The sequence below is a fragment of the Photorhabdus hainanensis genome, from assembly GCF_018448965.1.
GTDB classification, from domain to species: domain Bacteria; phylum Pseudomonadota; class Gammaproteobacteria; order Enterobacterales; family Enterobacteriaceae; genus Photorhabdus; species Photorhabdus akhurstii.
On sequence record NZ_RCWD01000052.1, the window covers coordinates 17242 to 31582 of the forward strand.

The following is a 14341-nucleotide window of genomic DNA, read 5'->3' on the forward strand; positions in this document are numbered from 1 at the left end:
CCTGAATATGGAATGCTTCGATATCATTTTAGCAGTGAGGAAGCCAAACTGATGCACATAATAAATGGTATATATACAATGAAGTTAGCGATTTTCCTGCAAAAAGACAAGTTTTCACAGGCGTAATAAGCGTGATCATCATTAGATATCTAGTACGGGAAACCCTGAAAAGCCAAGTTGCGATACTTTTTATCCTTTTACTCATCTTTTTCTGTCAAAAGTTAGTAGAAGTTTTGGGTGCCGCAGTGGAAGGGGACGTCCCGGCAAACTTAGTTTTATCCTTATTAGGATTAGGTGTGCCTGAAATGGCGCAGTTGATTTTGCCCCTGAGTCTGTTTCTTGGGGTATTGATGACTTTCAGTAAACTCTATACTGAAAGTGAAATAACTGTTATGCATGCGTGTGGCTTAGGCAAGCGTGTGCTGGTGGTTTCGGCGCTTATTCTGGCGTTGTTAACTTCCGCGTTAGCGGCAGTGAATGTCATTTGGCTCATGCCGTGGTCCTCGAAATATCAAGAACATGTGGTGGCTGATGCTAAAGCTAATCCAAGTTTAGCGGCGATCATGGAAGGGAGGTTCAAACCTTCCGACGATGGTAATTTGGTGCTCTATATTGGCAACGTGCATGGTAATAAATTTGAAAACGTATTCCTTGCCCAACTTCGTCCCGTTGATAACCAGCGTCCTTCCGTGGTGATCTCTGATGGTGGTCATATGGTGGAGCGGCCTGATGGCAAACAGGTAGTTATCCTTAATCATGGCACCCGTTATGAAGGTACTGCCATGTTGCGTAATTTTAGGATCACTGAATTCCGTGATTATCAAGCAATTGTCGGGCATCAGACATCAATCGTAGATAGTAATAAAGTTGAACAGAAGTCTATTGTTCAGTTATGGCAGGATGATGATAAAGATTCCCGCGCTGAGTTCCATTGGCGTCTGACTCTGGTGCTTTCGGTACTGATTATGGCCATGATGGTTGTACCCTTGAGTGTGGTAAACCCGCGTCAAGGTCGGGTACTAAGCATGTTGCCAGCGATGCTGCTATATCTCATTTTCTTCTTACTGCAAAGTTCCCTGCGTTCTAACGGTAGTAAAGGTAAATTGGACCCCCTTATCTGGATGTGGTTAGTCAACGGGGCTTATTTGACGTTGGCGTTGGTTCTCAACATTTGGGATACCTTGCCGATGCGTAGGATTCGGGCTCGTTTCAAAGACAGAGGAGTAGCCTGATGTTTGGTGTATTGGATCGTTATATCGGGCGGACTATTCTACAGACTATTCTGATGACGCTGTTTATGCTGGTATCCCTTTCCGGCATTATTAAGTTTGTTGATCAGCTAAGAAAAGTGGGGCAGGGGGAATATACCACTATTTCCGCGGGTCTTTATGCTTTGTTAAGTGTACCGAAAGATATTCAGATATTTTTCCCTATGGCCGCTTTGCTTGGCGCTTTATTGGGGCTTGGTACGCTGGCGACCCGTAGTGAGTTGGTGGTCATGCAGGCTGCTGGATTTACCCGTATGCAAATTGCTGGTTCAGTGATGAAAACGGCTATTCCGTTGGTGATCCTGACAATGGTTATTGGTGAATGGGTCGCGCCACAAGGTGAACAGATGGCGCGTAATTACCGGGCTCAGAAGATGCTTGGCGGTTCTCTGGTTTCAACAACTAAAGGTATGTGGGCGAAAGATGGGGACGATTTTATCTACATCCAGCGGATTGTGAGTGATACAGAGATTAAAGGCGTCAATATCTATCATTTTAGTGATGATAAAAAACTACTCTCTGTAAAGTATGCAGCCAGTGCGGTTTATGATGAAGATAGCGACCTGTGGAAGCTTTCTCAAGTGGAAGAATCCGATCTGACAGACAGCAAAAAAATCACTGGCTCACAACGTATTTCCGCTGACTGGAAAATTCTCCTGACGCCAGAACAGTTGAATGTGGTAGCGCTTGAGCCTGAAGCACTTTCCATTAGTGGCTTATATCAGTACATCAAATACCTTAAGCAGAGTGAGCAGGAATCAGGACGTTATCAACTGAATATGTGGAAAAAGATATTTGCCCCACTTTCAGTTGCAGTCATGATGTTGATGGCACTCTCATTCATCTTCGGGCCACTGCGTAGCGTGCCGATGGGAGTGAGGATAGTAACAGGGATAACCTTTGGCTTCCTATTTTATGTACTTAATGAGATCTTTGGCCCACTGAGCCTGGTGTACAACATGCCAGCGGTTTTGGCGGCACTGTTACCAAGCTTATCGTTTCTTATTGTGAGTATTTACTTACTCCTTAAGAGGCAGTAGTTTTTAGAAATCGGGGAACCATAGGGATAGGGTTTTTGGCTAAGAAACCCTATCCTGAGCATCTCGATTTTAAGACGTAAAAGGCTCAAGCTTGATGGTGATTCCTTGACAATGCGGTTACCAGTTGATTAACCCCCGTTGTTACGCTACTGAACTGGCTGCGTTGTTTACGAGTAATTACCACAAACACCCCGATATTTTGTTCGGGGATCATTGCCATATACGTATTAAACCCCCCGCCGCCACCGGTTTTCTGATAAATACCCGGTACATCGCCACGGCCATTCATGTAAACCCACCCAAGGCCAACACCATCTGCCTGACCGGCAACATCCATCCCTTTAATTGAAGCCAAAGCGGAACGCTTAAAATAAATACCTTGTTCGCGACTCGCAGTTTGTTTACGTAACTGACTGTCTGATGATAAAAACTGCTGCATCCAGCGCTGCATATCTTTTGGCGTTGAATAAATTCCACCACTGCCTGCTGCTGCAATCGTATTAAGACACGGACTCGGCTTATAACTTTCCATCAAACGAGCACACTGAGAACGGTTTGGTGTCAGTGTAGTGTCTTTCATGTAATAAGGGCCGGTGATCTTATCGTATAACAAACGGGTGTATGGCTTACCTGTAGCCTTAGAGAGCGCATCTGCCAATAAATCATAAGCCAGATTAGAATAAGATGCTGTTGTGCCTGGTGCGGAGTCTAATTGAGCTGTTTTTAACCAAGTCCAGCGGTTGACTTGTGTAGGCCAGACAAAAACAGGACGCCCCCATCTACCTCCCGGTTGCTCACGAGGTAAACCACTGGTATGGCTTGCCAGGTGGAATAACCGGATAGGTTGAAGAGGGCTATACAGGGGGACTTTCACACCATAATAACCATAATCCTGCAATGGATCGGTGGAGCGCAGAACCTCATCCTCTTCGAGCTTGATCATAACCTCACTGGTCATCAGCTTAGTTAGAGAGGCAATACGGATGATAGAATCGGGCTTCGGACGGATGCCGCTTCCCGGACGGGTTTCACCGAAACTGCGGTAAACCGTCTGATTATTATCAATCACCACCATCGCCATGCCTTGCGCATTGCTGCCGTTGAAAATATCCTGTGCATACTGATCAACCAACTGTGAAGCCAGCTTTTTAGTTCTCGCATTTCCTTCGAACACTTCCCATTTCAATGGTTGTTTCTTCGGTTGCAGAAACTTTGCCGAATATGTTTTATCAGAAGAAGAACAGGCTGCGAGAGCCAACATCATGGTAGAAACAGAGAAGATCTTAAAAAACTGTTTATTCATTTTGAATTGACCAATCAGGCATATTTCCAGTGAATTCACAAACAGGATAAAGATAGCAAAAGCGGCTATTTATTCTTTTTAAACAATGCCATCAACGCACCAATGACAATGCCCAAAAAGATCCCGGCGCCAATCCAGCTAATAATCGTCATAACCATTTACCTCATCGCGAATTATCATGCTGAGATTATATAAGGTGATTATAGGTTGTCTATCAGCGTCAGGTGGTTCAGCTAACTATGGTCGCAAAAAACGCCTCAAAAGGAGTCGTTTTTTCTCTGGTATTGTAGAGAAGGAGCTATTTCAGGTGGAAAAGATATTGCTGTGTGTGTCTATTTAGAGCTTTTATGTTCAGTAATTGAACATGCATTTGTGTTGAGAGATGGGTTTGATCTTTTTTTCAACACTTAAACCAAAGTTAGAAGGATAACAGTTGCTAACAGATCGCTGACAGGTATAATGGCCCTCGTTTTCCGCATACTACTTCAGTGCCGAAGTGGCGAAATCGGTAGACGCAGTTGATTCAAAATCAACCGCCTTCGGGTGTGCCGGTTCGAGTCCGGCCTTCGGCACCATTTGACCTTCCAAAGACGTCCATAAACTTCCGTAACTACCTAAAAAACAACAAATTACTTAGCTTTTGAGTCTATAAGCGTCCATTCGTATCCGTTGACATCCATGATATTTGGGGGTCAAATTGGGGGTCAGTTCTTTTCGATAATGAGTTGACCCCCAAATTATGCCTTTAACAGACATGGAAGCTCGTGCGGCAAAGCCCCGTGAAAAAGAATACAAACTTACTGATGTACAAGGTTTGTATCTGCTCATTAAACCCAGTGGCTCAAAACGCTGGTATCTGAAATATCGGTTTGCGAGCATGGTTTCAGGACAATGGTGCATAGTTCGCTAATCGAATCGTGATTGTGGTCTAGGGATGCAGTAGAACGGCAGATGAGCTATATGGAGCGTAACTCTGTGCGGGCGGCTTACATTCATAGGGCCGAGCATCTGGATGAGAGGAGGTTAATGTTGCAGTGGTGGGCGGATTTTTTGAATTCTAATTGACAGAAAGCTGTGAGCCCGTTTGATTTCGGTAAATTGAATCAAAAGTGATAACTAATTTATCACACAAATCACTTTCAATTTAACTCTTTGTTTTTATTTGTGATATCTTCTAGTTGTAAGAGTGCTGTTCGTTGTTATTATTGGTTTCAATTTTGACACTCGCTGAGCTTAAACAATCTTAACTCAATGACTTTATTGCAACGCGTCTTAGCTCGCAGCTTTTCGTTCGTTATACTGGTAAAGTTAAAGTATCGCTGCATGATTTGTATGGTTAATATACCTTTTACTTTAGTTGATACCCATATCGTTGCTCAAGAGCCAGCGCGTTTATCTAAGATTCAAATTGTTATGGATTACGAGAAGAATGATGAATAGCCTATCAAATTCAACAACTGAACAGAATACAGCGCTGTCTTCTCAGCCAAGTAGTGCCTGGGTACGTTTTCTTCGAAGCTACGGACCTACTTCTAACAACCTCACCATGTTTGATGAATATGTCGTTAGGGCTTTAGGACGAGCCAAAGTTCATCCGATTCAATTGTCGACACCATTGCTGGATAAAATGGTTGAGCATATTGAGTCTAAGGTTCCTGGTTCAATCCTGATTGCTGGGACTGCTGGTGATGGAAAAACATACCACTGCCGTGCTTTGTGGGAAAAATTCGGAGGATCAACTAAGCATTGGTCTACAAAGGGTAATATCAAAGAGCTTCCGCTTGCTGATGGCCGTTTAGCTGTATTCATCAAAGATCTTTCTGAATTTAATGGAGAGGAAAGCGACCTTCCCCTGCTTCGCCTTGAACGATCTGTGTTAGAAGGGGATGATTCTGAGATCATCATTCTTGCGGCTAATCACGGTCAATTACTTGATCGATTGAGAGATATTGGTCGAAGACAAGGGCGAGTTCATCCTTTACGTAAACCACTTCAAGAACAATTTCTGCAGGCAGGTCCAGCACCAAACAGGCTGGCAGTATTTGATCTAAGCAGGACTACAAACCGTAAAACATTAGATGAGGCTGTCAGAACCATTGCTGCGCACCCTGAATGGGAAAAATGTAAGCATTGCTCATTAAAGTCAGATGGAAAGATTTGTCCAATTGACGAAAATCGTAGACGGCTGTTAGGAGAATCCGACAGTGGCCAGCTAGCTTTGCGTCTTGCTGACTTAACAGAAATTGCTCGCCTTAACGGACTACACCTTCCTACTCGAGACATACTCGCCTTATGCTCAAATATGATTTTGGGATTTTCAGATGCTAAAGTTGTCAAAGAAAATCTAATGACCTGCGCTGATATTGCGAGTATTCAAGAACGAGAGGATATAGGAAAAGCTAGCATCTATACAAACGCTTTTGGTGCTAATCTTCCCAAACGTAGAGCGGCTGGGCGTCCCATATTCAAAGCGATGGCGAGTTTTGGGGCTGGCGAAGAAACTAGTAATGCGATTGATGGACTGTTGGTCTATGGGAAAGATGACTCGCGATTGCGTGCAGACTTTGATCGTTTGTTAGCCTCAGATCCGATATACGGGGCCACAGCAGCCTTTTACTCTACCCAGAATGCATATTTGGAAGGCCATGAAAGTGCACGGTTAGATGGCGGAGCTTTCGAGTTTTTAGAAATGCTTGAAATACAACGCCGCAGGTTCTTTTTCACGTTACCTGATGGGGAGGCTAACTATCCATATTGGTCGATGACAGTATTCCGTTTTGCTGGAGACTATTTATCAATTATTGAATCTCTTAAAACCAAGAAATTAGTCGGTGATTTAATCAAGGGGCGGATAGTAAAAGGACTGAATAGAGTAATTACTGGATTATTGTTGGAAAATTCCGACAGAATTTTCGTTGCAAGTTCCGGGGGTTTTACCCAATCAAGGGTTAGTGTGCTTTGCGATCATGATATCCCGTCTCGCAGACAAGCTGGTATAGGCATGAGTATCAAGCTCGATGAAAAGACTGGTCGGCCATTATTGGAAGTTTCTTTTGCTCCCGGGCAGGCAAATTCGGTGAGCTTTGATTTAACACCTATACGCCACGAGTTTCTTTCACGTATCTCGGAAGGGGCACTACCAGCTAGCTTTTCTAACGAATGTCTCGAAGATCTTTTGGCCTTCAAGGCCAAGTTGCTACGCAAAGCACAGATAGTTCGTAAAGCTGCGATTGGGTACGATGATGAAGAGTTTGGAGAAGAAGATTCTGCTATGACTCTAAACTTTATTAATATTGAACCTGGTGGGTGCGGGTTCGTTCGTCCCATGACAGTGAGGTGGGCGGAATGAGTTCAATTATAAAACGGCCAGAAATAAAGCACGTTGATTTTTGTGTTGATGAAAATATTTGGGGGCACCGTCTCTATGATGAGCAACTTCCACATTTAACTGTTCTGGAGTTCTTAGGGTTGCTTGGGGCTAATTTGGATCGGCCTCTACTTCCTCATGAAAATTTGGGGGGAACTATCCGCTTCCGACCTCAGCGACAAATCCGTTTACGTAGCCTGTTATTTAACAATCCATATATTGAGTCTATCGCAGATAGTACTTTATCAGATGAAGAGAAATGGAATAAATGGTTCACTAAATTTGCTGAAGGGGCTATGGGGAAGGGAGATGATGACGTAACCTATCTAAGACGAGTCTTCTCAAACTTCAATGATTTTGCCAAAGCTATTGAGCTATTACGTTCTTCATCTTTCGAATCCCGCAGTAATAAACGCTGGAGTTCTAAGTTTGCCTTTCCGTTTGGGCCAGATGCACTCTACGAAGATTTAAATTTTGATGCGCATGGTAATGCAAGTAATGATCGACGTTTTTTTGCGCGCACCGGAGAGTTACTCTATTTAATGCTTACTCGAACAAGAAGAGGAGGAGAGCTAGGACAAGTCTTGGCTAATCAACTCTTTGATAGCACTTCTCCCATGAATCGTCTTGCTAAGGCTTTGCAGGGAGAGACTCAACTCGCCGAAGATTCTCGCTTAGCAGGTTATTTACCTGAGTCTCAAAATCCTCGTTTTGATCAGATTTGTGAAGACTGGCTCGCAGTGTTGAATAAGGATATTCCGGTCTATGACGCACTCGAACACCTGATCCCTATCACAGGGCTGAACATGTTGCTCTATTTTCTGGAACGTTCTAAAAGGCAAGCCGGAGATGACAAACCCGTGGAGATTGTGTGTGAAATCGTATCTAAAGAACGCACTAAACTCAGAGCACTATCTGGTGATAGTTATCAATATAACCAAGGGTTACCTGCAAAAGCGGTACGTGCATATGTAGAATCCATTCGTTTAGATTCTCGTTGGGAAAAATCAAGCGAGATGGATGTCCCTGATTCTGATCGTCTGAAACTGATGCGTGAATGGTTCCAATGGCCTCCATCTGAAGGGGATGACGATGGAAACCTTTCAGGCAAGAACTCAGATGATTTGATTTCTGAGCTAGTCACATTATCGCTTGCTCGTCATGAACGTCATACTGGCAAGATCCATGCAACATGGTCTCGGGCAATCGGGCTAAGTTCACGCCGACTTTCCCGGCGCACACGGTATGCTCCAAACGACCGGTTGCTAAAATCCCTTGTGGTTGCAATCGTTGAAGATCGAATGCAATTTGATGAATTCTTAGCCGAGGCTAAGCATCGATATGGGTTGGTAATTGGTGATGTTGAGGGGGCTTATTTAGTGGCCGAAAAATTTGTTGACCAAGAGGAACTTAGTGAGAACCGAGACAACCTCGAAGCGCGGCTTGTAGGTTTAGGGCTAGTACGCAGACTCTCTGATTCCTGCTCATTTGTGGAAAATCCATTCGCAGTAAGGGAAAAAACTGAATGTTAACCGAACGCATTATAGGGCGTGTCGGCGCGGATATCCTTGCCAAACGCATTTCAAATCCAGGCCAATTCGATGAAGTAGCAGCACTATTCAGGCTAGATAAACTTTCTTCTAATCAAATCGCAGCAGTTGCAAGAGCGATCTTGGCTGACAACGATTTATTTACTCAAGTTGATTTGCGTATTCCAGAAGCTTTAGTTCAGGAGCAGGGGCTTCCTGAGGACATTCTTATTCCGCACAACGCTGGTTTTGTACGCAATAATGCTGAAACTGATAAAGTGGCAATACTTACCGCCAATGGTAACGAACATAATTTATCAGATACCTTAGGCCATGTAATGGCAATCGGATCTAAGGAAATGCGAGCCGATGCTAGACTTTGGGTTGAGGCTGCATTGCATTCGGGGGGATTATCTCCTGTACAAGAGGATCGCGTTATTTTCCAAGCGGCTCTTGCTGGTTTACTTGCTTCATCTGAACTTTCTTTAGTACAGCTAGGTGAGTTTTGTTCTGAAATTGTTGGTGCAATCTCAACCAATGGATTAGCTATCAGGCATGCGCTCGGCTTCTCACTACCGAAAGTGGGATTGCCTAGAGATACTGCTTTTTTCTCTAACAGTAAAACTTATTCGACATTACGTGGTCCCTGGCAAAAGGCTTTTACTAAACTTTTCTTCCAAAGAGCTCCGCTACTCAAAAAACTCAGACAAAATGGCCAACCACTTGATTTAGAAGAGCTACGAGAGCGGCTTTGCGATCACCAATCAGAGATCTCTGATGGGGCGCGTCAGGCGTTAGAAGCTTTCATTGAATCACCGGTTGGAGATATTGATACAGCAATAGAACTCTCTAGGTTTGAATGGGAAGCTGATGGTGTCTATTTAATTTTCGATAAGCCCAAAGAAAAGTTGCTTGGATTATCAGATGCAACGATCCAATTCTTTGATCACAATTGTGAACCTGAAAATTCCTTGAATGAAGATAGTCGTAAGCTTTTAGAAGATTTAAAAGCTCGCGAGCGCAGAGCTGATTTCAGTGAAGATGATGAAGAGTTTTTCATTAAACATCGGCGGCTTTTGGAACAAGACTCTAAGCTATGTTCTCGTTGGGAGAAAGCCCTTTATGGAAAGGCTATTGAATGCCATGATTTTTTTGATGGCTTTGCTCGCGTCGTCCATAACCTTTATGCGGGAGTAAGAGAATCTGGTGGTACATGTTTCTTGCGCTTTACTGTTAACAAGGGGCGTAAGGAGTGGCGAGAGCGTTTCAATTATGATGCAGGTAGCTTTTTCTCATCTATGTATAGGGGCCTTAAGGAACTCATGGGCTCCAAAGTAGACTGGAAAGTTGAACGAATGGGCAACGCTAATTTACCTGATCCGCTATTCGATTATGAATCTTTTTTTGCCAAAGAAAAGGAATACCACAATAACAAGAAAAACAAAATCAAACCTAGTTCGTCACTATCTCGTGCTGCGCTGCAAATCAAGTTTGATGTTGCTCTGATCCAAAGGAATAAGGAAAAGGAAATTATTCTGGCTAAGACGCAGCTTCTCTGGAGCTACAGACCTGCTTCGATTGGCCTATCTATGGTTGGGGATATGCGTCGTTTACTGGAGAAAGGCGCTGTTGGTAGTACTGAAGTTCCTCGAAAGCTTGTTAGTAAGAAGGGAGGAATACAAAGTGTCTCGCTTTTGGATACCGGTAGCCTGGAGGCAACTTTCGCTCGAGATGCAGGTTCCCTTGTTCCTCCATCCAATAGACTTCGTAGCCAACGGGCAGAAATCAAGAAACGTATCCAGGAATTGGCTGATGCAGGACGCCTGACATCGGGGCAACGTGACGAGATTCGAATTGCCTGGGACAAATTTGAAGAAGATTACAATCAAGCCATGCGCGACTTTGTTGAAAGTGGGCTGCATGGTGAGGCTGTAATGCAGCAGGCTGAGTCATTTGGTGCTTTATTATCAACCTTGATGGTACATGCGCGTGGTGATGTTTGCAGAGTGAAGTTAGTTTCAGAAGTTCTGGCAATAGGAACCGTGAAGGTTGTTGGTGATAATCCTGCATTGATCATTCCACCTTGGCATCCAGAAAGAATGAAAGCATTGGCTGTTAAATCAAGAAGGGTTGTGGGCTTTGCCAAGCATTTGCTTTCTAGTGAGAGTATTTTATTTAGTGATCGTGAAATCTTTGTGCGTGAGTTTTCCGACGAGATTGCTCATCCGTTCTATCCAGAGATCGGTGTGCTTGATTGGGAAGGAACTTTAATTTTGGTTTCGGAGAGTAGTACTGTCAATGGCTACAGCCTCTTAGAGTCACCTACTCGAGGAGTAGAGGATTCTATGACGAATGTAGATCCAACTTTAGCAGCGAAGCAGGCTCGTGAGCTTCTGGAACGCTATGTTGGGTTACAACCTCATGAAGCTTCAAACCTTAATGTTGTGCTTTATAACGCTGATGCAGCTGAATTGCCGCTAGCCACAGTACGCGAAATATCTTCTATGCAAGCGCACGGAAAACTTCAATGCAGTGTGTCTATGCGTCACTCTGACCAAAGCAAGCTTCGCAGTGTTTATGGTGAGTTGGTTAATAAAGTTGATGATGCTCCAGATTTACCAGTGGTCAGTGAAACTAGTGATAATTTCATATCGAAGTTACGTATCTCTGTTACGCCAATATCAGCAACTCCTATCAAAAGTCGCCAAGGTTTTAAACCTTTCGACATAGCTTTTCTACATGATGTGGTTGCTCGTGCTGCTAAGGTGGATTGGCTCCGGGTGGATTGGACAAATGACAGACCAACTTTGGAACATGCACCGTCACGTTGTTCCTATCGAAGTGTTTCTGGGGAGAATGAACTTAAGTCAACCACATTTTTGACTTGCCCTTGGCAGACTACTTCTGGATGGACTTATGTATCTGCAGTAGGGGCGGTTTGTCGCCAAACTGATGCATCAACCAACGAGAGGTTTCTCCCTGTTCGTCGCATTTCTCTGCAAGATCCTGATTTAGCTGCAATGATAAAAGATGCCCATGATTTAGCCGAGTGGGTGGCTACCTATGATGAACTTTTGGATAAGCGTCAATTACAGTACAACGGTATCACTATTGTCCGTTACCGACGCAGCTCTACTAATGGTCGTAATATCATTGTTAGTTCGACATCTGAATTACGGCTCTTGAGTGTATTAGTGCGTAGGCGTTTAGGAGAGCTTAACTTACAGCTTGGGGACGAAGAACTTAAGGAGACAGCTGAAAAGGCTAAAAAAGATGCTCTTTCTATTTCTGGCGATATTGTTTTAAGAGCGGCTAAACGAGGTACCTCGGCTGGAGAAATGCTCGGTTTGGTATTCAGCCGTTATTTACTCGCAGAGGAGTTCAAACAAGCGGCAGCTGATAGTCAAACACTGACAGCCTATTTCTTACTGGATGATTATGCACTTTGGTTGTCTCAGACAGAAAGCCGTATTGCCGATATATTGGCATTAAATGTTGTGGAGACGGACGAAAAAATCCGCGTATCTATTGTGATTGTTGAGTCTAAATATGTTGGTGCCGATGGACTTGCTAAGGCACGTCGAGACTCGAAAGATCAACTTCTTGCTACGCTTAGCATGTTCCGAGAGGCTCTCTTTGGTGACCCAGGTCGTTTAGATCGCGATATCTGGCTTTCTCGACTGGCAAATATGCTTATAGATGCAGAAATTCCTCCAGGAATGACAGGATTGATGGAGCGGGCGCGTACGAAACTACGTGAAGGGGATGTTGAAATAGCTCTTCGAGGCTACTCGCATGTTTATATCCATACCTTCGATGCTGATACAGGCTCAAACTCTGAACAAGAGCTTCTTGAAGAGTTAGCGGGTGTTCAAGCCTGGCAAATGATATTCGATCGTCCTGAACTACGTAAAATTGCTGAGTGCTATAGCAAAGGCAGTGGTGTAGTTGAAGAGTGTGCGACCATGGGAATACAGTTACCGTGGGGCAATAATATCTTCCAAAAACCGGCTCGTAGAGTAGCCTGGCTCACCTCTGTTGAAGAGCTTGTGTCAGCATCAACTATTTTGGAGGATGATTACCCATCCTTAATTAGTGAAAATGATATTCCCCAACAGGGCAAAACGGTTCTGGATTCTCCTTACTCAAAGGAGCCGATAGCACTTGCGGTAGTTAGTGAAATAGAACCACATTCTTTCAATAGCCATACTAACTATGGAACAGAATTATCGAGGCTAATTGCCTCTAAATATGCAGGTGGAGCCGAGGCTGATGCAGAGCGCGAGATTTGGGCTCAGGAGGTTACTAGGAAGCTTAAGATTGCTCTTAACAGTTATGGATTACAGGCTTCGGTTATAAGTACTCGCTTGACACCAAATGGTTGTTTAGTTCGCTTAGCTGGCTCAGATCGTCTGCGCGTTGAAGATATCGAGAACAAACGCACTCAGCTTATGACTACCCATGCTATCAACTTGGTAATCGTCCAACCTAAACCAGGTGAGATAGTTGTTACAATCGCGGGCACTAAGAGGCAATCAGTATCTCTTTGGGAACTATGGGCCAAGCGTGAGATTAATCGAAATATGGTGGGTATCAACACATCGTTCTTGTTAGGTGTGCAAGAAGTGAATGGTGCGTTGTTTTACCTCAATTTGGGTTCCGAATTTGGGGGATTGTCCTCACACGAACCGCATTCATTAGTTGCCGGTGCGACCGGTAGTGGCAAGTCGGTTTTAATACAGGCTCTGTTGTTAGATATCGCTGCGACAAACCCTAAAAATCTTTCAAATATTATCTTGATCGATCCGAAAATGGGAGTTGATTATGCTTCATTGGCTGACCTTCCCCATATGCGTGAAGAAATAATCATTACTAAAGAACATGCAAAGAAGGTGTTGGGAACTTTGGTAGAGGAGATGGAAGATCGCTATCGCGCCTTTGCTAAGGTTCGTGCTAGAGACCTCTCTACCTATAACTGTAAGGTTATGTATGAAGAACGGCTACCAATGATGTTTCTAGTACATGATGAGTTTGCAGATTGGATGTTTGATGATGAATATAAATCTGCGGTAGGTGCTGTAGTACAGCGCCTTGGAGTGAAAGCTCGTGCAGCAGGTATTCATTTGATCTTTGCAGCACAACGTCCTGATAAGGACGTGATGCCTATGCAACTTAGAGAAAATTTAGGTAATAGATTGATTCTGAAGGTGGCTAGTGAAGCAACTTCGAAGATAGCCTTGGATCGTCCAGGAGCTGAATTGCTTTTAGGTAAGGGGCATCTCGCCGCTAAATTGAATGGGGAGAATGGGCTAATATTCGCACAAGCCCCTTTCTTATCGGATGACGATATTTCGTTAGCTGTAGAAGCTATCCGTACGGATTCTTCTGTTGCAGCGCATGTTATGGAACAGGTTAAATGACAAAAAAATGGGTTTCGACAACGCATCCAATTTCAGATATAAGAGACTGGAATGACGCAGGAACTTTGATATTACAACCCGATTATCAAAGAAGAGAAGTTTGGGGGATTGCAGCGAAGATTATGTTGATAGATAGCATTATGAACGCAATTCCAATGCCAAAGATTTTCCTGATTACCATCGAATCTCAGCTAGCTTGAGTAAATACTCAGGTATAGGTGCTGCCCGGATACATGAATAAATAAGCTGTTCGAATGTTTTTTTAAGGTTAAAGCGCCAATTGAACCTGAAACAGAATTCGGCAAGATAACGAGGTAAATACTTTTTGCTAATCGAATGATATGTTCCGCGTATCGAATTTTTTACATTACTTATCATTGTGTTAACCCACTGAAAATAAGGAAGCTTAACACT

At 43.7% G+C, this 14341-nt stretch carries 9 protein-coding genes, 1 tRNA gene and 1 pseudogene; 9 read left to right on the forward strand and 2 right to left on the reverse strand.

Annotation, left to right across the window (positions count from 1 at the left end; all coding sequences use genetic code 11):
* Positions 1-131 precede the first annotated feature (131 nt).
* Positions 132-1232: an LPS export ABC transporter permease LptF gene (lptF, locus tag EAE92_RS21900; RefSeq protein ID WP_036782442.1), complete on the forward strand. Its 1101-nt coding sequence runs from the start codon at positions 132-134 to the stop codon at positions 1230-1232.
* The gene (gene lptG / locus EAE92_RS21905) at positions 1232-2308 is read left to right on the forward strand and encodes an LPS export ABC transporter permease LptG (RefSeq protein WP_105394857.1); all 1077 of its coding nucleotides are present in this window, start codon (positions 1232-1234) and stop codon (positions 2306-2308) included. Before lptF ends, lptG begins: the two co-directional genes overlap by 1 nt.
* A gap of 85 nt (positions 2309-2393) precedes the next feature.
* Here lptG and ampH read toward each other — a convergent pair whose 3' ends face one another.
* The gene (gene ampH / locus EAE92_RS21910) at positions 2394-3611 is read right to left on the reverse strand and encodes a D-alanyl-D-alanine-carboxypeptidase/endopeptidase AmpH (protein ID WP_214069587.1); all 1218 of its coding nucleotides are present in this window, start codon (positions 3609-3611) and stop codon (positions 2394-2396) included.
* A 490-nt stretch (positions 3612-4101) separates the two neighbouring features.
* On the opposite strand from ampH, the gene EAE92_RS21915 reads away from it, so the two are divergent.
* The 7 genes and pseudogenes from EAE92_RS21915 (at position 4102) to EAE92_RS21940 (ending at position 14127) form a co-directional block, all read left to right on the forward strand.
* Positions 4102-4186 (forward strand) — tRNA-Leu (locus EAE92_RS21915).
* Positions 4187-4350: 164 nt separating this feature from the next.
* A complete protein-coding gene (locus tag EAE92_RS21920) occupies positions 4351-4521 on the forward strand; it encodes an Arm DNA-binding domain-containing protein (RefSeq protein ID WP_214069588.1) in 171 nt (56 codons plus the stop codon).
* Positions 4479-4676, forward strand: a pseudogene (locus tag EAE92_RS24805) (hypothetical protein); the annotation flags it as partial. The gene EAE92_RS21920 and the pseudogene EAE92_RS24805, both read left to right, overlap by 43 nt.
* Positions 4677-5040: 364 nt before the next feature.
* On the forward strand, positions 5041-6960 hold the full coding sequence (locus tag EAE92_RS21925; protein ID WP_214069589.1) for a DEAD/DEAH box helicase family protein: 1920 nt from the start codon (positions 5041-5043) through the stop codon (positions 6958-6960).
* Positions 6957-8510, forward strand: coding sequence for a hypothetical protein (locus tag EAE92_RS21930; RefSeq protein ID WP_214069590.1), 1554 nt, complete (start codon positions 6957-6959; stop codon positions 8508-8510). Before EAE92_RS21925 ends, EAE92_RS21930 begins: the two co-directional genes overlap by 4 nt.
* On the forward strand, positions 8504-13927 hold the full coding sequence (locus EAE92_RS21935) for an FtsK/SpoIIIE domain-containing protein (RefSeq protein ID WP_214069591.1): 5424 nt from the start codon (positions 8504-8506) through the stop codon (positions 13925-13927). The genes EAE92_RS21930 and EAE92_RS21935 overlap by 7 nt, the downstream gene beginning before the upstream one ends.
* Positions 13924-14127 (forward strand): DUF262 domain-containing protein, encoded by a 204-nt coding sequence (locus EAE92_RS21940; RefSeq protein ID WP_214069592.1) that lies wholly within the window; start codon positions 13924-13926, stop codon positions 14125-14127. Before EAE92_RS21935 ends, EAE92_RS21940 begins: the two co-directional genes overlap by 4 nt.
* On the opposite strand, the gene EAE92_RS21945 is transcribed toward EAE92_RS21940, so the two are convergent.
* The coding region (locus EAE92_RS21945) for a transposase (protein WP_214066812.1) at positions 14102-14341 on the reverse strand (240 nt) is incomplete at its 5' end. The genes EAE92_RS21940 and EAE92_RS21945 overlap by 26 nt on opposite strands.

Coding starts and splice junctions, on each gene's coding strand:
- lptG (WP_105394857.1), top strand. CDS start 1,232: ATGTTTGGTGTATTGGATCGTTATATCGGGCGGACTATTCTACAGACT.
- ampH (WP_214069587.1), bottom strand. CDS start 3,611: ATGAATAAACAGTTTTTTAAGATCTTCTCTGTTTCTACCATGATGTTG.
- EAE92_RS21920 (WP_214069588.1), top strand. CDS start 4,351: ATGCCTTTAACAGACATGGAAGCTCGTGCGGCAAAGCCCCGTGAAAAA.
- EAE92_RS21925 (WP_214069589.1), top strand. CDS start 5,041: ATGATGAATAGCCTATCAAATTCAACAACTGAACAGAATACAGCGCTG.
- EAE92_RS21930 (WP_214069590.1), top strand. CDS start 6,957: ATGAGTTCAATTATAAAACGGCCAGAAATAAAGCACGTTGATTTTTGT.
- EAE92_RS21935 (WP_214069591.1), top strand. CDS start 8,504: ATGTTAACCGAACGCATTATAGGGCGTGTCGGCGCGGATATCCTTGCC.
- EAE92_RS21940 (WP_214069592.1), top strand. CDS start 13,924: ATGACAAAAAAATGGGTTTCGACAACGCATCCAATTTCAGATATAAGA.